This is a genomic window from Aquabacter sediminis (assembly GCF_028863665.1).
Lineage (GTDB): Bacteria > Pseudomonadota > Alphaproteobacteria > Rhizobiales > Xanthobacteraceae > L1I39.
Genome location: NZ_JARBFX010000003.1, coordinates 127,410 through 146,565, shown reverse-complemented (window position 1 = coordinate 146,565; position 19,156 = coordinate 127,410). Strand labels below are relative to the sequence as shown.

General features: G+C 66.0%; 17 protein-coding genes and 1 riboswitch. Of the genes, 7 read left to right on the top strand and 10 right to left on the bottom strand.

Annotated elements, in window-relative coordinates:
* Positions 1-36 precede the first annotated feature (36 nt).
* Together gor and PV781_RS06395 are read left to right on the top strand one after the other, a co-directional pair.
* Positions 37-1,398 carry a glutathione-disulfide reductase gene (gor, locus tag PV781_RS06400; RefSeq protein WP_274774801.1) on the top strand — a complete coding sequence of 454 codons (1,362 nt, stop codon included), beginning with the start codon at positions 37-39 and terminating at the stop codon, positions 1,396-1,398.
* A gap of 48 nt (positions 1,399-1,446) precedes the next feature.
* Positions 1,447-1,740: a hypothetical protein gene (locus tag PV781_RS06395; RefSeq protein WP_274774800.1), complete on the top strand. Its 294-nt coding sequence runs from the start codon at positions 1,447-1,449 to the stop codon at positions 1,738-1,740.
* A 50-nt stretch (positions 1,741-1,790) separates the two neighbouring features.
* Here PV781_RS06395 and PV781_RS06390 read toward each other — a convergent pair whose 3' ends face one another.
* Together PV781_RS06390 and PV781_RS06385 are read right to left on the bottom strand one after the other, a co-directional pair.
* A complete protein-coding gene (locus PV781_RS06390; RefSeq protein WP_274774799.1) occupies positions 1,791-3,044 on the bottom strand; it encodes a multidrug effflux MFS transporter in 1,254 nt (417 codons plus the stop codon).
* A gap of 141 nt (positions 3,045-3,185) precedes the next feature.
* Positions 3,186-5,318, bottom strand: a complete 2,133-nt coding sequence (locus PV781_RS06385; RefSeq protein ID WP_274774798.1) for a lytic transglycosylase domain-containing protein — start codon at positions 5,316-5,318, stop codon at positions 3,186-3,188.
* A gap of 234 nt (positions 5,319-5,552) precedes the next feature.
* Between PV781_RS06385 and dapA the strand changes: the two genes are divergently transcribed.
* The 3 genes from dapA to PV781_RS06370 all read left to right on the top strand — a co-directional run bounded on the left by dapA (position 5,553) and on the right by PV781_RS06370 (position 7,684).
* On the top strand, positions 5,553-6,452 hold the full coding sequence (gene dapA, locus PV781_RS06380) for a 4-hydroxy-tetrahydrodipicolinate synthase (RefSeq protein WP_274774797.1): 900 nt from the start codon (positions 5,553-5,555) through the stop codon (positions 6,450-6,452).
* Between the two features lie 39 nt (positions 6,453-6,491).
* The gene (gene smpB / locus PV781_RS06375; protein ID WP_209102642.1) at positions 6,492-6,968 is read left to right on the top strand and encodes an SsrA-binding protein SmpB; all 477 of its coding nucleotides are present in this window, start codon (positions 6,492-6,494) and stop codon (positions 6,966-6,968) included.
* A 149-nt stretch (positions 6,969-7,117) separates the two neighbouring features.
* Complete coding sequence (locus tag PV781_RS06370) at positions 7,118-7,684, top strand: peroxiredoxin (protein ID WP_274774796.1); 567 nt, start codon at positions 7,118-7,120, stop codon at positions 7,682-7,684.
* On the opposite strand, the gene PV781_RS06365 is transcribed toward PV781_RS06370, so the two are convergent.
* Together PV781_RS06365 and PV781_RS06360 are read right to left on the bottom strand one after the other, a co-directional pair.
* On the bottom strand, positions 7,672-8,301 hold the full coding sequence (locus tag PV781_RS06365) for a uracil-DNA glycosylase (protein ID WP_274774795.1): 630 nt from the start codon (positions 8,299-8,301) through the stop codon (positions 7,672-7,674). The two genes, PV781_RS06370 and PV781_RS06365, sit on opposite strands and share 13 nt — an antisense overlap.
* A gap of 6 nt (positions 8,302-8,307) precedes the next feature.
* Entirely contained in the window at positions 8,308-8,913 is a 606-nt protein-coding gene (locus PV781_RS06360; protein ID WP_274774794.1) for a LabA-like NYN domain-containing protein, read from the bottom strand.
* A gap of 204 nt (positions 8,914-9,117) precedes the next feature.
* Here PV781_RS06360 and rpoZ point away from each other — a divergent pair, with 204 nt between their 5' ends.
* On the top strand, positions 9,118-9,507 hold the full coding sequence (rpoZ, locus tag PV781_RS06355; protein WP_209102638.1) for a DNA-directed RNA polymerase subunit omega: 390 nt from the start codon (positions 9,118-9,120) through the stop codon (positions 9,505-9,507).
* Positions 9,508-9,585: 78 nt separating this feature from the next.
* Here the strand turns inward: rpoZ and rimO are convergent, their stop codons facing one another.
* Positions 9,586-10,920, bottom strand: coding sequence for a 30S ribosomal protein S12 methylthiotransferase RimO (gene rimO, locus PV781_RS06350; RefSeq protein WP_274774793.1), 1,335 nt, complete (start codon positions 10,918-10,920; stop codon positions 9,586-9,588).
* 228 nt (positions 10,921-11,148) lie between these two features.
* On the opposite strand from rimO, the gene PV781_RS06345 reads away from it, so the two are divergent.
* On the top strand, positions 11,149-12,510 hold the full coding sequence (locus PV781_RS06345; protein ID WP_274774792.1) for a sugar porter family MFS transporter: 1,362 nt from the start codon (positions 11,149-11,151) through the stop codon (positions 12,508-12,510).
* Positions 12,511-12,537: 27 nt separating this feature from the next.
* On the opposite strand, the gene PV781_RS06340 is transcribed toward PV781_RS06345, so the two are convergent.
* From PV781_RS06340 to PV781_RS06320, 5 genes are all read right to left on the bottom strand, one after another.
* Positions 12,538-13,314, bottom strand: coding sequence for an ABC transporter ATP-binding protein (locus PV781_RS06340; protein WP_274774791.1), 777 nt, complete (start codon positions 13,312-13,314; stop codon positions 12,538-12,540).
* Complete coding sequence (locus PV781_RS06335; protein ID WP_274774790.1) at positions 13,311-14,303, bottom strand: FecCD family ABC transporter permease; 993 nt, start codon at positions 14,301-14,303, stop codon at positions 13,311-13,313. Before PV781_RS06335 ends, PV781_RS06340 begins: the two co-directional genes overlap by 4 nt.
* A gap of 41 nt (positions 14,304-14,344) precedes the next feature.
* Entirely contained in the window at positions 14,345-15,304 is a 960-nt protein-coding gene (locus PV781_RS06330) for an ABC transporter substrate-binding protein (protein ID WP_274774789.1), read from the bottom strand.
* 36 nt (positions 15,305-15,340) lie between these two features.
* Positions 15,341-17,338: a TonB-dependent receptor plug domain-containing protein gene (locus PV781_RS06325; RefSeq protein WP_274774788.1), complete on the bottom strand. Its 1,998-nt coding sequence runs from the start codon at positions 17,336-17,338 to the stop codon at positions 15,341-15,343.
* A gap of 102 nt (positions 17,339-17,440) precedes the next feature.
* Positions 17,441-17,642, bottom strand: a riboswitch (cobalamin riboswitch).
* Positions 17,643-17,677: 35 nt separating this feature from the next.
* Entirely contained in the window at positions 17,678-18,550 is an 873-nt protein-coding gene (locus tag PV781_RS06320) for a helix-turn-helix domain-containing protein (RefSeq protein ID WP_274774787.1), read from the bottom strand.
* Positions 18,551-19,156 lie beyond the last annotated feature (606 nt).

The window sequence follows — 19,156 nt, the reverse complement described above, 5'->3', positions numbered from 1 at the left end:
GGTCGCGTGTTGTGGGCGCGTTCCGCAGAGGGCCCCATGTCCGAAACCAAAGTGGACCTCTTCGTCATCGGTGGTGGCTCGGGCGGGGTGCGGGCGGCCCGCATTGCGGCGCAGCATGGGGCGCGCGTCATGCTGGCGGAAGAGTTCCGCATGGGCGGTACCTGCGTGATCCGCGGATGCGTGCCGAAAAAGTTGTTCGTCTATGCTGGCCGTTATGCCCAGGATCTGCAGGACATGGCTGGCTTCGGCTGGACCGTCGAAGGCGCGCGGTTCGACTGGGCGACCTTGATCGCCAACAAGGACAAGGAGATCGCCCGGCTGGAGGGGATCTACCAGCGCAATGCGGAAGGCGCTGGCGTCACCGTCGTTGCATCCCGTGCGGTGGTGGAAGGGCCTCATGCGGTGCGCGTCCTCGCCACCGGCGAGGTGATCGCAGCGGAGCGAATCCTGATCGCAACCGGGGCCAAGCCCTCGCTCGGCCCCGACATTCCCGGCCGGGAGCTGGCGATCACTTCAAACGAGGCGTTCCACCTCAAGGAGTTCCCCAAGCGCATCCTGGTTCAGGGCGCCGGCTACATCGCGGTGGAGTTCGCCGGGCTGTTCCGCGCGCTGGGAGCGGAAGTCCATCTCGTCCTGCGGGGCGACAAGATCCTGCGCGGGTTCGACGAGGACGTGCGCGACCACCTCACCGCAGAGATGGCTCACGGGGGCATCAACATCCTGACCGGCCGTACGCTCAGCGCCATCACCCAGGAGGCCGACGGCAAGCATGTGCGCATGTCGGACGGCTCGCTCGTGGTGGTGGATGAGGTGATGCTCGCCATTGGCCGCGATCCCAATTCCAAGGGGCTGGGGTTGGAGGACGTGGGGGTCGAGCGCGACATGCTGGGCGCCATCAAGGTCGACGCGCAGTCGCAGACCACCGTGCCCTCCATCTATGCGGTGGGCGATGTCACCAACCGAGTGAACCTGACACCTGTTGCCATCCGCGAGGGGCACGCCTTTGCGGATACGGTCTATGGCAACAAGCCTTGGGTGGTTGATCATGCCCTGATCGCCACGGCCGTCTTCTCCGAGCCGGAAATCGGCACGGTTGGCCTCAGCGAGCAGGCGGCGCGTGCTGCTGGCCACGCCATCGACATCTACAAGGCCACGTTCCGGCCCCTGAAGGGCACCCTTTCAGGCTCCCCCTCCAGGATGCTGATGAAGCTGGTGGTGGATCAGGCCAGCGACAAGGTGCTCGGCTGCCATGTGGTGGGCGATAGCGCGGCGGAGATCATCCAGATGGCCGCCATCGCCATCGGCATGGGCGCCACCAAAGCGGATTTCGACCGGACGGTCGCGGTCCATCCCACCGCTGCCGAAGAGTTCGTGACCATGCGGACCAAGGCCTCCTGAGGGGAGGGGGCCTTGTCTTTTCCTTGAACTGCCCCGACTGGCTGTCAGATGAAGAAGACCTCGATCCTTGCTTTTGCCGCCACCGTGTCCGTGAGCCTTGCGGCGCACGCTGCGCCCATCCTGCCCGCGCAGGACAAGGCGGGCGACGTGAACACCTATCAAGCGCTCGCACCGGCCGACCGCATGGCGACCTTGGAGGCGTTTACCGGAAAGGCCATCCGTCCCGGTTCCGTGTTCGACAATCTCGACGCCTGCACGCTGCGCGCCACCACCGAGCCGTCGGCCGGCAGCATGCGCCTGTCCAAGGTCATTCCGGCTTGCGAGAAGGAACTGGGCTACTGAGAGCCGCCGCGGCGCCGGGCGGAAAATCCGCGCGGCGCTTTTGCAGGGCCTCAGGCCTTGCCGTCGGGCTGGCTTGAGAACAGCCGGCCCTTTTCGGCCCAAAGGGCGAGGAGGATGGCGGCAAGGCCAAGAAGGAAGTAGCCGAGTCCCAGCGGCAGGACCGTCCCATTGAAGGCCTGCCCCACCACCACGCCGAGCACTGCGCCCAAGAGCGTTGTGTAGAAGCCAATGAAGGATGAGGCGGAGCCGGCCACTTCCCCCACCGGCTCCATGGCCATGGAATTGAAGTTGGGGACGGTGAAGGCGAACAGCGCCTGATTCAGCGACAGCAGGGCGCAGAAGAGCAGCAGGGGTGGCTTGCCTGCAAAGGCCAGGGCCGCAACCACCTGAATCCCGCCCACCAGCGTGAAGCCGCACAATCCGAAATGGGAAATGCGCCGCATGCCGAGCCGCCGGACCAGCTTGGCATTGATGAAGGAGGCCACGGACATCACGCCCGCCACCACCGCGAAGGCGACCGGGAAAAGGGCGCCGAGCTGGTAGACATCTGTCTCGAAAATCTGCTGGGCGGAGGCCACATAGGCCATGAGTGAGCCCATCATGAAGCCGATGGCGGTGGCGTAACCCACCGTGCGACGGGTGGAGAGCGTGATCCGCATGGCCCGGCTGATGCCCGCCACGGAGAAGGGCACGCGGTATTCAGGATGCAGCGTTTCCGGCATGCGCAGGCCGAACCAGACCGCCAGGATGAGGCAGAGGGTGAGCATGGCGCCGAAGATAAAGTGCCAATGCCCGACCGTCAGGATCGCCCCGCCAATGGCCGGAGCCACCACCGGGATGATGAGGAACACCATCATCACGAACGAGGAGACCCGTGCCATTTCGCGGCCGGCAAACCTGTCGCGCACGATGGCCATGGACAGGACGCGGGCGGAGGCCGAGCCCATCCCCTGCACCGCGCGTGCCAGCAGCAGAACCTCGAAGGTGGGGGCGAAGATGGCGAGGAGGCAGCCGAGCGCGTAGATGGCCAGACCGGCCATCAGCACCTTCTTGCGCCCCAGCACGTCAGATATCGTGCCATAGACCATCTGCATGAAGGCAAATCCGATCATGTAGGCGGTGACCACCCATTGCAGGTGGTTGGCCTCGGCGACCGAAAAATGCTCGCGTATGGGGACGAAGGCGGGCAGCAGGTTGTCGATTGAGAAGGCGGTAAGGCCCATCATCAGGGCGACAATGGTAACGAATTCGAGAAAGCCGGGCGTGGTGCCCGTCTCCTGCGGCCGGCTCGGGTTTTGCGTCATCTGCAGCTCGGATCTCGGCCGGCCAAAACGGTCGGCCGGCTGCTGCCTCTTACGACATCGCGACTGCAAACTGAATGTCGCATCTCGCATGGCCCGCCCCAAGGGATCGGCGCGCCATGCGGTGCAGCAAAAATGGGAAACCTAGCGCGCGGCCACCGGCATGGGAGTCGCGATGCCGAAGCGCTGGCGATAGACGAGGTAATTCTCCATCACCCGCTGCACATAGTTGCGCGTTTCGGAGAAGGGAATGCACTCGATCCAGTCGATGGGGTCCACATCCTTGTCCCGCGGGTCGCCATAGCGCGCGAACCATTTGCGCACACTGCCACGGCCGGCATTGTAGGCAGCGAAGACCAGGATCGGATTGCCGCTGTAATTCTCCACCAGCTCGCCCAGCTCCGCTGCGCCGAACTGCACGTTGTAGGACTGGTCGCTCATCAGGCGCGCTTCGTTGTAGGGCGCGCCCGTCTGCTTGGAGACCTCCCGGCCGGCTGCCGGCGTCACCTGCATGAGGCCCATGGCCTTCGCACTGGAGAGCGTGCGGGGGTTGAACTGGCTTTCCTGGCGGGCCACCGCATAGATCATGGCCTTGTCCACCGGATTGCCGATGGGCGTGTAGGAGGGCAGTCCGAAGGTCGGGAAGGCGGCATGGTCCAGCGGATGGCCCTCGGCGAGGCCCTCTTTGCCCACCACCAGCGCGCCCCGCGCGTCCCCATTGGCCTGCGCCAGCTGGGCGAGAAGCACGAGATGGGTCGTGTCCTCCATGCGCCAGGCCATGTCGTAATAGATGGTAATGGGCGTATCCCGATCGCCGGCCGCATAGAGCAGCTTGAGCGCCCGCACGATTTCGATGCGGTCGAAATTCGACTTGGCCTGGCCGGACGGGTCGGGCTCCCGGCGCAGCGCCACCTGGGGCAGGCCGAGGCGGGCGCGGGCGGCCTGTCCGTAGAAGGTGGTGGAGAAGCGCGCGGCCGCCTCATAGCGCCCGCGTGCGGTGCCCGTGTCGCCCATGGCCTCTGCAGCCCGGCCTTGCCAATAGGCGGCGCGGGAGAGGGTGATGGGGTGGTCCTGCTGATGGTCGATGCGCGCGAAGTGCTGAGCCGCGAGGCGCGGCTCGTTGAGAAAGCGCAGGGCGATCCAGCCGGCCGTGAAGGCCTGCTCGGCGCGGTAATTGTTGGCGGTCGGGGAGGCGGCGTCCGCTGCCACCTTATAGGCGAGGCGCGCATTGCCGGCGTCCAGCAATTCCCGCGAGACGAGGCGGCGCTCGATCCACCATTCGTCTGTATCCACTTGCGCTTCCGCACTGTCGGGAGCCGCGAGCAGAGCCTGGGCAGCTTCCTCGTAGCGACCCGCGCGGCGGGATACCATGGATTTGGCAAACAGGTAGGCGGGATCGTTCGCCAGCGTCATCGGCACCTGCGACAGCAGGCCGGCGCCGCTCGGATCCTGCTTCTCGATGGCGAGGCGTGCCCGCGTCAATGCCACCACGTCCGACCCGGCGCGCTGAGCGGCGCGCATGGCGCGGTCGGGATCGGGCTTGTAGGAGAACTTGTCCGCCCGCGCCTTGTGGTCGGCGCGGGTGATGAGCGGGCCGAACTCGCTGAGGATCGCGGCTTCGCTCGATTCGGAGAGGTCATCGGTGCGGTAGGCATCCCGCACCAGCGCGGCCACCGTGGCGCGATCGCCGGATGCGGACAGCGCACGGGCGAGGACGATCTTGCCAGGCCCCGTCAGCGGCGCCTGGTCTCCAAAGAAGGCGCGCACCGTCGCGGGCGAGGCCTTCTCAGCATAGAGCACCGCCTCCGCCTTGCGCCGCAAGGTCGACTGGGTCGGCCAATAGGGCTTTTCCTTCAAGAATTGCGCGATGCGCTCAAAGCCCAGATCATTGGGCGCTTGGCGGATGACAAGCCAGGTCACCAGGTTGCGCGCCACCGGATCGTCCAGCGAACTGACTGCGGCCATGGCCTCGGAGCCCTTGCCGTTCTTGGCGAGGGTGATGGCGTTGCGCAAGGTACCAAGCTCGCCCGTGAGGGCGGGGGTGGGCGCCGCCGCTGCTGGGGGAGTTGATGGCTTTGCGGCGGGCTTGGCCTGACTCTTGGACGCGGGCTTTGTGGAAGGCTTGGATTGGGACGAAGTCTTGGCCGTCGGCTTGGGTGCCGGTTTGGAATCCGATGATGAGGTGGCGGCAAAGGCGGACGGCGCAAGGGCCGGGCTCGCGCAGGCTATGGCGATCGCCAGGGCGGTGCGGGAGATCAGGCGGGTGGCAGTCGGCATACCGGTTCCTCGCGGCCATGAGGCAGGCTCAGTCGCCCTGATACTCTCCGACCTGCATTGACGAATTCCTAAGCATAGGTGCGCCGTGATCCCGGCAAAAGCAGGGCTCGTGCCGCAAGGATTGCAACGTTGAGCCCTTCCAGCTTGGGCCGCAACAGTTTATCTCATGCGTTCCGCTCCGCGCCGCAGGTGGCCGCGGAGCGCGCAACCACGAACCAGAACAAGGCCGCCGCCATGACGTCGCCATCCGCCGCTTCCCGTTTCCGTGGGTCGTTCACCGCCCTCGTCACGCCGTTCAAGGACGGGAAGCTGGATGAAAAAGCGTTTCGCGACCTGGTGGACTGGCAGATCGCCGAGGGCACCCATGGCCTCGTGCCGGTGGGCACCACGGGCGAGAGCCCCACTTTGACCCATGACGAGCACCGCCAGGTGGTCGAATGGTGCGTGAAGCAGGCAGGTGGCCGGGTGCCGGTGATCGCCGGCGCCGGTTCCAACAACACCGTGGAGGCCATCGACTTCGCCCGTCATGCGGAGAAGGTGGGGGCCGATGCGGTGCTGGTGGTGACACCCTATTACAACAAGCCCACCCAGGAAGGCCTCTACCAGCATTACAAGGCCATCGACGCGGCCATCGGCATTCCGATCTTCATCTACAACATCCCCGGTCGCTCGGTGGTGGACATGTCGGTGGAGACCATGGCCCGCCTCTATGAGCTGAAGAACATTGCCGGCGTGAAGGATGCCACGGCCTCCATGGTTCGGGTGTCCCAGCAGCGCCAGGTTCTGGGCGAGGACTTCATCCAGCTCTCGGGCGAGGATGCCACCGCGCTCGGCTTCATGGCCCATGGCGGTCAGGGCTGCATCTCCGTGACCTCCAACATCGCGCCCCGCCTGTGCGCGGATTTCCAGGTGGCTTGCCTTGCCGGCGACTACAAGGCTGCCCTCGCCATTCAGGACAAGCTGATGCCGCTGCATACCGGCCTGTTCGTTGAAACCAACCCGCAGCTCCCCAAATATGCCCTGTCGGTGCTGGGCAAGATGGACGAGGAGCTTCGCCTGCCGCTGGTGCCCGCATCGGAGGGTGCCCGTGCCGTGGTCCGCAAGGCCATGGTCCATGCCGGCCTGATCAACTGATGAAAGGGGCCGGCTGCGCGCCGGCCCTCTGGGACCTTTATGAGCGAGAAGAAGAAGGAGCGCCCCCGCAAGGTTGTCGCTGACAACCGGCGGGCGCGGTTCGACTATGACATTGGCGAGGTGTTCGAGGCCGGGATCGCTTTGAGCGGCACCGAGGTCAAGAGCTTGCGCAATGGCAAGGCCACCATCGGCGAGAGCTATGCCGCCGCCAAGAGCGGCGAGATGTGGCTCTACAACGCCTTCATCCCCGAATATCTGCAGGCCAACCGCTTCAACCACGAGACCCGCAGGCCCCGCAAGCTGCTGCTGCACAAGCGCCAAATCGCCAAGCTCGCCAATGCGGTGGAGCGCGAGGGCATGACGGTGGTGCCGCTGAAGATCTATTTCAACGAGCAGGGCCGCGCCAAGGTGGAGGTCGCCCTCGCCAAGGGCCGCAAGACCCACGACAAGCGCGAGGCGGTGAAGGAGCGCGACTGGTCGCGCGACAAGGCCCGCCTCATGCGTGACCGCGGATGAGGCACGACGGGCGGCCGGCTTTCCTCGTCCGCGGGAATTGACATCCGCTCCGCCCCGGCTCGAATGTCACCTGGACCATGCGCGCCGATGGGACGAGGGAGCCGGTCGGCACGCATCACTTCGTCTCTATTGAGCAAGGTCGAGCGCCCGTGACGGATTACACCCAGCTTCCCGACAATCTTCCCGAGCCTGAGGATGATGGCCTCGCCGATCACCTGCCGGGGCTTGAACTGCCGATCATCAACCTGCCTTCTACCGACGGGCGGCTGGTGGATTTGTCGGGGCTGTCGGGCCGCGTGGTGGTCTATTGCTATCCGCGCACGGGCGATCCCAACGCGCCGAGCCCTGTGGGCTGGGACGAGATCCCCGGCGCGCGCGGCTGCACGCCGCAATCCTGCGCCTTCCGTGACCATTACGAGGACCTGACCGCCCACGGGGCGGCGCACGTTTTCGGCCTGTCCACGCAGAATTCCGCCTACCAGCGCGAGGTGGTGGACCGGCTGCACCTGCCGTTCCCGCTGCTGTCGGACCATGCCCTGTCCTTCGCCCGTGCGGTGGGGCTTCCCACCTTCACAGTGGACGGCATGGTGCTCCTGAAGCGCCTGACCCTCATCATCGAGGAGGGGGCGATTGGCCATGTCTTCTATCCGGTGTTTCCACCGCACAAGAATGCGGCGGATGTCCTCGACTTCCTGAAGCGCCGTCACCCCAGATAGGCGCGCACCGCGCGGAAGACGGACCGGAACATCTCCGGCGTCAGGACGCCTGTATTGGTGTTGTAGCGCGAGCAGTGGTAGCTGGCGAACACCTCCAGCTCTCCGACGCGCGCACGCGCGCCATGGCCGAAGCGGTGGTGCGCCGGGCGCGCGCCGAGGGCGGCGATGGTGGAATCATGGGCGATCTTGCCCAGCGTCACGATTGCCTTGAGCCCCCGGGTTTGCTGAAGCACCGGCGACAGGAAGGACCGGCAGGTGCGGATCTCAGTCGTTGTCGGCTTGTTCTCCGGCGGCACGCAGCGCACCGCATTGACGATGCGGGCGTCGATGAGCCTCAGTCCATCGTCCGGCCGCGCGGCATAGGTGCCCTCCGCGAAGCCCATTTCCAGCAGGGTGGAATATAAGAGATCGCCGGCATAATCGCCGGTGAACGGGCGTCCCGTCCTGTTGGCGCCCCTGAGGCCGGGCGCGAGGCCCACCACAAGGAGGCGTGCATCTGCCGGCCCAAACACCGGCACCGGACCGTTGAACCAGGAGGGTTCAGCCGCACGCCATTGATCGCGGAACGCGACAAGGCGTGGACAAAGGGGGCAATCGTGCCCCGGTTCGAGGGTCATGGGGACTCAGGTGTCGTTGTGATCGGCCGCAGGCGGTCCGCGCCGCTCCAGAAATCGTGGCGTTTCCTGCATACGACCCTGGCGCTCCGCCGGGTCGCGGCCGATTTTCGGCTGCAGTTCGACGAGGTCGACGAAGATGTCCGCCTGTCGCCGCAGATCGTCCGCGATCAGGGGGGGCTGGGTCGCGATGGTGGACACGACGCTGACCCGGATTCCCTTCCGCTGCAAGGCTTCCACTAGGGAGCGAAAGTCGCCGTCGCCGGAGAACAGGATGATATGGTCGACGAAGCCGATCAGCTCCATGGCATCGACCGCGATCTCGATGTCCATGCTGCCGCGCACCCGGCGGCGGCCCTGCGCATCGGTGAACTCGCGGGCGAGCTTGGTGACAACGGAATAGCCGTTATAGTCAAGCCAGTCGAGCAGCGGACGGATGGAGGAATATTCCTGATCCTCGATCAGGGTCGTGTAATAAAAGGCGCGCAGCAGGTAGCCCCGCGACTGGAACTCCTTCAACAGCCGCTTATAGTCGATGTCGAAACCCAGGGCCTTGGTGGCGGAGTACAGGTTGGCGCCATCAATCAGGAGCGCGATCTTTTCCGAAGCGATCATTAGGAGGTCCGCGCGAGGGCTTTTTGCCCGTTAGATAGAACGGTTAAAATATGGAACCGCGCAACTTTTTCCGATGTTCGCGCGGCGAGCGCAAGTGAAAAAAAGTGGAAACGTCTTGCGCCATCTGACCTTATAGGCTATGGGGCGCAGCTTCAACGCACCCGTTGCGTCTTATTTTACCGCGCACGAGGGAGTGCCTGTCCAATGGCCCGTGTTACCGTTGAGGATTGCATCGACAAGGTGGACAACCGGTTCGAGCTGGTCCTCCTCGCCGGCCACCGTGCCCGCATGATTTCTTCCGGCGCCCCGATCACCATCGATCGCGACAACGACAAGAACCCCGTGGTGGCCCTGCGTGAGATTGCTGACGAGACCGTCAGCCCAGAAGATCTCAAGGAAGACCTGATCCACTCGCTCCAGAAGTACACCGAGGTGGACGAGCCCGAGCCCGAGGCGGTGCCCATGATCGCCTCCAGCGAGTCCGGCTCCGTTGATGACGCGGACATCGTGATGGACCGCATGACCGAGGAAGAGCTGCTCGCCGGCCTCCAGGGCCTCGTGCCTCCGGAGCATTCGGACGACGACGAGGGCTGAGCCCTTTCGTCCTTTGGAAAGCAGAACGGCCGGGCGAAAGCCCGGCCGTTTTCGTTTGCGGCAATGGTTATGGTGGGCTTAGAAGCCCACCGCCGTGCCGCGCAGGTCATAGGCGTCCGCGCCCTCGATCTTCACCGTGGTGATCTCGCCCACCCGCAAGGGACGGCGGGACGCCACATGCACCCGGCCGTCAATCTCCGGCGCGTCGCCCTTGGTGCGGCCGACGGCGCCGGCGGGGGTCACGGCGTCGATGATGACCTGCTGGCGCGTGCCAACCTTGCGCTTGAGCCGGCGGGCCGAAATGGCCTGCTGGGTGCGCATGAAGCGGTCATAGCGTTCGGCCTTGACCTCTTCTGGAACGGGATCGGCCAGGGCATTGGCCGGTGCGCCGTCAACCGGCTCGAACTTGAAGCAGCCCACCCGGTCCAGTTCCGCCTCGCCGAGGAAGTCCAGCAAATCCTGGAATTCCGCCTCGGTCTCGCCGGGGAAGCCCACGATGAAGGTGGAGCGCAGCGTCAGGTCCGGCACCGCCGCCCGCCACGCCTGCACCCGCGCCAGGGTCTTCTCCTGGGCGGCGGGGCGCTTCATGCGCTTCAGTACGGTGGGGCTGGCATGCTGGAACGGGATGTCCAGATAGGGCAGCACCTTTCCGGCGGCCATCAGCTCCATCACGCGGTCCACATGGGGATAGGGATAGACATAGTGCAGGCGCACCCAGGCGCCGAGCTCGCCCAGCGCTTCGGCCAGATCATAGAAGCGGGCCTGCCGTTCCTTCTCCCGCCAGGTGCTCGGGGCATACTTGATGTCGACGCCATAGGCCGAGGTGTCCTGGGAAATAACCAGGAGTTCCTTGACCCCCGCCGCTACCAGCTTCTCGGCCTCGCGCATCACGTCGCCGAGCGGGCGGGACACGAGATCGCCGCGCAGTTTCGGGATGATGCAGAAGGTGCAGCGGTTGTTGCAGCCCTCGGAAATCTTCAGATAGGCGTAGTGGCGGGGCGTGAGCTTCACGCCCTGCTCGGGCACGAGGTCCAGGAAGGGATCGTGCTGGGGCGGCACCGCCTCATGGACGGCGGCGAGCACGCTCTCATATTGCTGCGGGCCGGTGACGGCCAGCACCCCGGGATGGGCGAGGCGAATCTGCTCCGGCTCGGCGCCCATGCAGCCGGTGACCACCACCTTGCCGTTCTCGGCCAAGGCGTCGCCGATGGCGGCGAGGCTTTCGGCCTTGGCGCTGTCCAGGAAGCCGCAGGTGTTGACGATGACGAGATCCGCTCCCGCATGGGTGCGGGTCAGCTCATAGCCTTCGGCCCGCAGGCGCGTGACGATACGCTCGCTGTCCACCAGCGCCTTGGGGCAGCCGAGGGAAACGAAGGAGATGCGGGGCGAGGCTTTCGGCGCGAGTTCGGCCATGGCGCGGGGCGCGGTGTCCTTGGTGTCGAGAAGGGCGAGCCGTTAAGCGAGGATAGAGGCGCCGTCAATCCCGCGCGCTCGCATGGGTGGCCCGCTGCAACGCCCGCAAGATCACGACAGCGTGGGCGTGGCCACGCCATGGCAGTCCTTTTGTGCGCTTCACAGCGAAGGGCCGGGCCGCTACAGCAGGTGAAAGCGGCCGCGACAAGGCGGCCGGGGAGGGGGCCCATGATCTATGTGATTGCCTGCATCGCGGGCATAGCCGGCCTGTTGTTCGGCTTTGACGAGGGCATCATCGCCGGCGCCCTCCATCCCTTGCGCGAGACGTTCGGCATCACGCCCCTGGAAGAGGGGCTGATGACCGCGACCGTGCCCCTTGGCGCCCTTGCCGGCGCGGTGCTTGGCGGATGGCTGGCGGCGCCCCATGGCCGGCGCAAGTTGCTGATGGGGGCGGGCCTTCTCTTCATCATCGGCGCGGGCTTGTGCGCCATTGCGCCCAACCTGCTGATGCTCTCGCTCGGCCGGCTACTGCTGGGCCTTGCCATCGGCGTCGCGGCCATGGTGGCGCCGCTCTACATTTCCGAGACAGCACCGGCCCGCATTCGCGGCAGGCTGGTGTCCATCTATCAGCTGGCCATCACGCTCGGCATCCTGTTCGCCTATCTGGTGGGCTGGAGCTTCGGCGAGGCCTGGCGCGGCATGTTTGCGACCGCCGTCATTCCCGGCGTGCTTCTGCTGCTGGGCGTCGCTGTCCTCTCCGATACACCCCGCTGGCTCATGCTGCGCGGCCGGGCCAGCGACGCGCGACGGGTGATCGCGCGCATTGAGGGCGTTGCGCCCACCGATCCCAAGGTGGAGCGGGCCCTGGCCGAGATTGCCGCGGCCGTGCAGTCGGATGCGGGCGGCGGGAATTGGCGCGACCTGTTCGGCCCGGTGGCGCGCCCTGCTCTCGTGGTAGGCATGGGGCTGTTCCTGCTGCAGCAGTTGTCCGGCATCAATGCGGTAATCTATTTCGCCCCCACCGTGTTTGCCCATTCCGGCTTCTCGTCCACCCAGACTCAGCTCCTCGCCACGGTAGGCATCGGCGTGGTGAATGTGCTGATGACGCTGGTGGCCATGGGCCTCATTGACCGCATCGGACGGCGCAAGCTCATGTTCATCGGCTTCGCGGGGGCCGCGGCCAGCCTTGGCATGATTTCGCTTTCCGCCTGGGCGAACGTGCCGGGCATGGAGGTCGTCTCCATCATCGGTCTGGTCCTCTATATCGCGTCCTTTGCGGTGAGCATCGGGCCGCTGCCCTGGGTGATGATGTCCGAAATCTTCCCGTTGAACCTGCGGGGGCCAGGCATGAGCGCGGCCTCGCTCACCAATTGGGCCTTCAATTTCGTGGTGGTCCTGACCTTCCCGGTGCTGATCGACGCCATCGGCCTCGCCGGTGTCTTCGCCATCTACGCCCTGGTGTGCGTGTTCGGGCTTTTCTTCACCGCACGTTATGTGCCGGAGACCAGTGGCCTCTCGCTGGAGGAAATCGAAGTCCACCTGAAGGCCGGAAAGCCATTCCGCACGCTTGGCACGCCCCGGCGGGCATAGGCGCGGCGTCTTCGTCCTCCGGCTCCCTCACGGAGCAGAGCTCCGCCCGCAGCGACGCCAAGGCAGGACGAAGCGCTGTCCGTCCCGGATGCCGGCCTCGATTCTGACGCCGAAGGCGGTCTCCATGCGATCCGGGTGAAGCACATCCTCCGGCGGTCCTTCCGCGAGGATCCGCCCGCCCTGCATCAGCGCAAGCCTGTGGCAGAAGCGGGCGGCCAGGGTCAGGTCGTGCAGCACCAGCACGACGGCTGTGCCGGCGCGGGCGGTGTCGCGCATCAGCTCCATGACCTGGAGCTGGTGGTAGGGGTCGAGCGCAGCCACTGGCTCGTCGGCGAGGAGCACGGGGGCTTCCACCGCCAAGGCGCGGGCCAGCAGCACACGTGCCCGCTCGCCACCCGAGAGCGATCCCGTGATGCGGTGGCGCAGCGAGAGCACGTCCGCCGCCGCGAGGGCCCGCTCCACGGCCGGATCGTAGGCGTCGGGGGACGGCGTGTGGGGAAGGCGGCCGAGGGCCACCAGTTCGTCAACCCGCATGGGCCAGTGGATCCGCCCACCCTGCGCCAAATAGGAGATCGTGCGGCCCAAGGCGGCCCGTCCCAGATCCGCCAGCCGCTGTCCGTCGATGGTGAGCGTGCCCGCCTCCACCGCATCCAGGCCGCAGAGGGCGCGCAGCAGCGTGGTCTTGCCCGCGCCATTGGGACCGATGAGGCCGAGAAGCTCGCCGCGCGCGGCAGTAAGCGAGACACCATCCAGCACAGCCGTGCCGCCCCGCCTCACGCGGATGCCGCGCGCCTCGATCATCATTCCCCCTCCACCTTCAGGTGACGGAGCATGGCGAAGAAGAACGGGGCACCAATGAGCGCAGTCACCACGCCGAGCTTCAGTTCGGGGCGAGTGGGAATGAGACGGACGGCAATGTCGGCGCCGAGCGTCAGTGCCGCCCCCGCAAGCCCGCTTACCAGGAGCAGCCGTCCCGGACGGTGCCGCACCAGCGGTCGCATGAGGTGCGGCACCACGAGGCCCACGAAGCCGATGGCGCCGGACACCGCCACAGATGCTCCCACCGCCGCTGCGGTGCCGCCCACCACCAGGAGACGGATGCGCGGCATGGAAAACCCGAGGCTGGTCGCCGTATCCTCGCCCAGGGTCAGCGCGTCCATGGCGCGGCGGGTGGCGAGCACCAGGGCCCAGCCGGCCAGCATGAAGGGCAGCGAGAGCGCCACATGCACGAGGGAGCGATCGGAGAGCGATCCCATCAGCCAGAACACCACCTCCAGCGCCGCATAGGGGCTGGGCGCAAGGTTCAGGGCCAGGGCGGTCAAGGCGCCGGTCAGGCTGTTGATGGCGACGCCCGCCAGCACCAGCGTCGCGGTGCCCGTGCCGCGCCGGGCCAAGGCCAGCAGCAGCGCAGTGGCGATGGCAGCCCCGATCAGCCCGCCAATGGGCAGCGCCAGGGAGAAGGCGGCGCTCAGGCCGAAATAGAAGGCGACCACGGCGCCGAAGGCGGCGGCGCCGGATACCCCCACTACGCCGGGATCGGCGAGGGGATTGCGCATCAGCCCCTGCATGGCGGCACCGGTCAGGCCGAGGCTGAAGCCGACCGTAGCGGCCAGGATCGCGCGTGGCAGGCGCAGTTGGAGCAGCACCAAGGCCGGAATGCTGTCGCGCCCCTCCAGGAGGTCTGACACCGCCCGGGGCCAATCGAGCGGTGCATAGCCAAGGGCCACTGAAACGGCGAACAGACCGGCCACCAACGCCGAGAGGCCGACAATGAGCCAGGCATGGAAGGACATTCCAAGAGGGCTCCGGGTCTGTACGGCCGGAATGGGCACTGTCATGGAGCGGCCCGCAGCGGCACGAGGGGGGCCATAGCTTGGGAGGCGCTGCGTGTTGCCTTCGGCGCGGCGGAGAGGCGGGCGGCAGCGGACGCCAGTTCCGGGCCGGCGCACGCCCAAAGGCGGGCGGGCAGCGCGACGGTCCGGCCTTGTCGGCTGAACGGGCGCAAGGCTGGATGGTCGAGGATGCTCTCGGCGAGGGAAGGCGGAGCCGCGGGATCGGTGTCGACCACGAGCAGGTCGGGGTGGGCAACAACCACCTCTTCGAGCGGCAATTGCCCGAGCTTGTCCGCCGGCAGGCGCGCCGCAAGGTTGTCGAGACCTGCCCGCGCCATCAGATCATCGGCCAGGGAGCCCTTGCCAGCCGTAAAGCCGTTGGGCCGCAGGACGATGGCCGAGCGGTCGGGCGCATGCGGGGAGGGCAGCGCGGCCATGTCGGCCTGCATTCGGGCTATCATGGCTTCGCCCCGCGCCGGTTCGCCGATGCGTTCCGCCACCTGCCGGATTTGGCCATAGGCCTCTTCCAACGTGGCCGGCATGGGCAGTTCGAGGACCGGGACCCCCAGCGTGCGCAGCAGATCGGACGTGGCGCGGGTGGTGAAGGCGCCGGTGATGACCAGATCGGGCTCCAGGGGAACAATCTCTTCCGCCAGCCCCCGATTGGTGGGCAGGCCATGGGCAAGGTTGGCCACGTTGGAACTGGCCGGCTCCGCCGCCAGGAAGGTCACGGAGGCGATGCGGTCGCGATCGGCGAGGCGCAGCAGCAATTCATCGCCGCACAAATTGAGCGAGGCGATGCGCGCCGGCTTTCCCGCTGCCGCTCGCGCAGGCTTGCCCTCCTGGGCCAGCGCCGGCACGCCAGCGAGGCACAGGAGGATCGCAAGCGTGCCGCGGGCGCGCCGCTCCCATCCCCGCTTCGAGCGCGGGGGGAGGCGAGGAGGGCGGGCGGAGCGGCTCATGGGGTGTCAGAATATGGGGTCTCAGACGATAGGGTCTCAGAAGGTAAAGCGGACGCCGCCATAGGCGCCGAAGCCGGGCGCCAGGAAGCCGTTGGGATCTTCATAGGTCTCGTTGAACAGGTTGTTGATGCGCCCGTAGACGGTGGCGTTGGGGCTCACCGCATAATTGGCGGCGAGATTGAGAATGGTATAGCCGGGCTGGTCCACATAATCGGACGACAGGCGGACGATGTCCCACCAGCTGGACACATAAATGAGGGTCGCATTCAGGTTCAGATTGTCGGTGGCCTGCCAGTTGGCGGCAACGGACACCTTGTTGTTGGGACGCCTCAGGAGATTGCAGGTGTCGAGCGTCGCGGGGGCACAAGCGCCGGCCGAATAGGTCGAGCCGGGCGTCACGGTGCCTTGTGCCTGCGTATACGTATAGTCAACCCGGAGCGACAGGCTATCCGTGACCTGCACCGCCACGAAGGCCTCGACCCCCTTGGTGGTGGCCTGGGAGACGTTCACATAGACATAGGTGGCGGGATCGTAGCCGATGAGGTTCGTCAGATCGTTTTGAAAATAGGTGGCGCCGAACGAGGCCTGGCCGTTCAGCACCTGCTGCTCGAAACCGACATCCCAGCCGGTGCTTTCCTCTGGCTTCAGATCGGGATTGCCATAGACGGGGGCATAGAGCTGGTAGAGCGAGGGGGCATTGAAGCCGGTGCCATAGGTGGCCTTCAGCTTGGTTCCCGTCTCCGGGATCAGATAGGCGGGCGCGATGCGATAGGTGGTGTGATCGCCATAGGTGTCGTCGCTGTCAAAGCGCCCGTTAAGCGCCAGGAAGACGCGGTCGCCGAAGGAGGACTGGAGCTGCAGATAGGCTGCCGTGTCGCCATTGGAGGCTGAGAGCTCGCCAGAGCTGTAATAGCTCGAAGAGGTCATGCTCTCGTTCTTGCGCTCGATGCCGCTGAGCAGGGTCTGGCCAGGCATGAACGTCCAGGTGGATCGCAGATAAAAGGTCTGCATCTGGCCATCATAGGTGCCGTTCTCGGTCTCGTTCGGCCCGGTTGTGGGGCGGGACTGGTCGGTGGCCGAGACGCCGAAGCTGCTGACGAGGTTGCCGTCGAGTGCGGTCCACACGCCCTCCGCCTTGCCCAAGAAGACGCGGGAGAAGGAGGTGCTCGTCTGCATGGCGGGCATGGACGTGTAGGTGGTCATGGAGAAGATGTCGGGCGTATAGACCAGCTGGCTGTCGATGTAGCGCCCTGTGAGATTGACTGAAAAATTGTCTGAAAGGTCGAAATCGAGCCGGCCGGAATAGGTCCAGTTGTCGAAACTGTTGAAATTGGTGGGATAGCCGGGGGGAACGATGCCCTGGGGTGTCACCGGGATAGAGGTGGAGGCAAAGTGCCCGACATTGAAGGCATAGCCAATCGTGTCGGTCCCCCCGCTAACCCCTAGCGCCTGATTGAAGGTGCCGAGTGCGCCGGCTTCCACGAAGCCGGAAATCTTGGCGGGCCCGCTGCCCCGCTTGGTGGTGATGGAAATGACGCCGCCAATGGCATCCGAGCCATAAAGTCCGCTCTGGGGTCCCCGCAGCACCTCGATCCGCGAGATGTCGTTGGTCATGAGCTGGCCGAGATTGAACGTGCCATCCGGGGAGGAGGGGTCGGTCATGTCCACCCCGTCCACCAGGATCTTCACCTGGTTGGAATTGGTGCCGCGCATGAAGATGGACGTGGTGCCGCCGGGACCGCCGGTCTGGACCACGTTGAGGCCCGGGACGGCCTGGAGCACATCCGGCACGCTGCGCTCCTGCGTCCGGGCGATGTCGTCCGCCGTAATCACCGTGACAGAGCTGGCCACGGCACTGGCCGGTGTGGCGGTGCCGGTGGCGCTGATGACGATCTGGGGCAGGTCGATGTCATCCCCGGCGGAGGCTGCGGATTGCGCCAGGGCGGGGCTGGCGGCCAGGCCGGGAATAAGGGTTGAGATGGCGACAGAAAGGAACACGGGCCGGAGTGCGGCCGAACGGGTACGGGAAGGCATAAGGGCCTCGGGCGGGACGATGTGGCACGTCACCGCGAACGAGGCGGAAAGGCAGAATCCTTCCATTCGCCACCACCAGGACACCCCGCCCGATGAGCTCGCGTGTGACCACGACTGACGGCAGGTCTCCTGGCTTGCGGGTCGCTGTTCATTCGCCGCCTTCCCAGGCCCCGAGTGGCCCAGTGGCTTGTGACGAAGAACTCGCCGCTCACAGTTGCGGGGGCAGCTGCGGATTCGGCGCATGAGGCGCTTTCACCGCATTCCCTTTTGATCCCTTGCGGGAACCGTCTCGGCGACCCTAGGGGAGGCGGATTGGAGGGTCAAGCCGCAGCACGTGCCTCAGGCGGGCCGGGTATCGATCTTCTGTGGCACCTTAGTCTTCTCGTTGACCGCGCTTACATAATGGGGCGGTACCGGGGCAACGGGCAGTTGGGCCTCAGCTGTCTGCCGCAGCGCGTCGGTGGCGCAGTCGATCTGAAGAGAGAAGCACGCCGCCATGAAATACTCGACGCCCCGCAGCAGGGGGGGCAGGAGCTGGACCGAGCCCTGATGGCCCGGCAGGCGCTGGATCAGCCCGGCATCCTCCGCCTCACGCAGCATTTTCAGGACATGGGCCCGCGACACGTCGAACTGGCGGGCCAGCGCCGCGACGGGCATCGGGACGGGCTGGCTCGGCGGATAGGTGTCTCCCTCCGCGCCCGAATTGTAGAGGCTGATGGCGATCAGGACGCCGGCGTCGCGCTCTGCAAGCACGCGCATCTGCGGCGAATGCTCCAGAAGACGGAATCCGGCGCGATAGCGGTCGCCTTGGTTCCGAACGAGAGCGGAGAGAAATCCCACATCGCCCAAGCGTGCCAGCGCCTCATCGGCCACCGCGTCGAATCGCGAGACGGCCGTCAGCATGGTCTGCCAGCGACGGGTATATTCGGTCGCCATGCGCGCCGTGGGAGCCAGCGGGCGCTGGCGCCGATTGGTGGCGCCGTCCGACGGGCTGGCGTCCACATAGCCCGCCCAGCGCATCAGGGTGATGAGCGCCTTGGCGCGCCCGCGGCTGCACAGGTCCGTTTCCTCGCACAGGTCGGCGATTCGCGTGACGGTGAGGCCGACCCCATTCTGGTCCGGCGAGCAGGCCAGATAGTAACAAAGCAGTCCGAAAATGACCCGCCCCCGGTCATTCATGAGGCGGTTGAGCAGCCTGTTCCCATGATACATATGGAGGATCCCACGGGTGGCGATTTCCATCGCTTCGTGAAAGCGAGGATGTGCCATGAGGACGGGGATTCGCTCGTCCGCGCGCCTTTTCAGCTCAGCGAATCGCCTGGCTGCATCTCGCGACGCAGAAGGGTCAGTCAGCGCCATTACCATCCGCCACGCTTGGTCCCAAAACCCGCAGTGCCATATCCTGGACCCTGTCCGGGATCGACGCCCTTGTCCATGGAGGCACTATAAAGCCGCGGCCGCGCTTGAAGCGAGGGCTTCAGAGCAAATTTTGGTCAATAATCGCCGTTGCTCAACAATGGGCTCGCCTTTACCGCCAGACATCTGTGTGGGGGCAAGAGCCCCGAAGCGCGAAAGGGAGTGTCATGTCCTTCTGGAAACAGAGCCTTTTTGCCATCGGCCTTGCAGGTTCTGCCCTGCTCCCAGCCGGGGCGGCAAACGCTGTGGTGTATTGCACGGGTCCAGGCGTTCCGGCTGGCTGTGTGGTTCGCCCCGCTCCCGTCGTTCATTGCACGCGCCCCGGCTATCCGGTCGGCTGCGTGCCGCATGATGCGACGGGTGTGGGCGTGTTGCCCGGTGCGGGCGCTGGCGCAGCGGGAG

Coding starts and splice junctions, on each gene's coding strand:
- rpoZ (WP_209102638.1), top strand. CDS start 9,118: ATGGCCCGTGTTACCGTTGAGGATTGCATCGACAAGGTGGACAACCGG.
- PV781_RS06395 (WP_274774800.1), top strand. CDS start 1,447: ATGAAGAAGACCTCGATCCTTGCTTTTGCCGCCACCGTGTCCGTGAGC.
- gor (WP_274774801.1), top strand. CDS start 37: ATGTCCGAAACCAAAGTGGACCTCTTCGTCATCGGTGGTGGCTCGGGC.
- PV781_RS06360 (WP_274774794.1), bottom strand. CDS start 8,913: ATGATCGCTTCGGAAAAGATCGCGCTCCTGATTGATGGCGCCAACCTG.
- PV781_RS06340 (WP_274774791.1), bottom strand. CDS start 13,314: ATGATGATCGAGGCGCGCGGCATCCGCGTGAGGCGGGGCGGCACGGCT.
- PV781_RS06365 (WP_274774795.1), bottom strand. CDS start 8,301: ATGACCCTCGAACCGGGGCACGATTGCCCCCTTTGTCCACGCCTTGTC.
- smpB (WP_209102642.1), top strand. CDS start 6,492: ATGAGCGAGAAGAAGAAGGAGCGCCCCCGCAAGGTTGTCGCTGACAAC.
- PV781_RS06385 (WP_274774798.1), bottom strand. CDS start 5,318: ATGCCGACTGCCACCCGCCTGATCTCCCGCACCGCCCTGGCGATCGCC.
- rimO (WP_274774793.1), bottom strand. CDS start 10,920: ATGGCCGAACTCGCGCCGAAAGCCTCGCCCCGCATCTCCTTCGTTTCC.
- PV781_RS06330 (WP_274774789.1), bottom strand. CDS start 15,304: ATGAGCCGCTCCGCCCGCCCTCCTCGCCTCCCCCCGCGCTCGAAGCGG.
- PV781_RS06320 (WP_274774787.1), bottom strand. CDS start 18,550: ATGTATCATGGGAACAGGCTGCTCAACCGCCTCATGAATGACCGGGGG.
- PV781_RS06325 (WP_274774788.1), bottom strand. CDS start 17,338: ATGCCTTCCCGTACCCGTTCGGCCGCACTCCGGCCCGTGTTCCTTTCT.
- dapA (WP_274774797.1), top strand. CDS start 5,553: ATGACGTCGCCATCCGCCGCTTCCCGTTTCCGTGGGTCGTTCACCGCC.
- PV781_RS06345 (WP_274774792.1), top strand. CDS start 11,149: ATGATCTATGTGATTGCCTGCATCGCGGGCATAGCCGGCCTGTTGTTC.
- PV781_RS06390 (WP_274774799.1), bottom strand. CDS start 3,044: ATGACGCAAAACCCGAGCCGGCCGCAGGAGACGGGCACCACGCCCGGC.
- PV781_RS06335 (WP_274774790.1), bottom strand. CDS start 14,303: ATGTCCTTCCATGCCTGGCTCATTGTCGGCCTCTCGGCGTTGGTGGCC.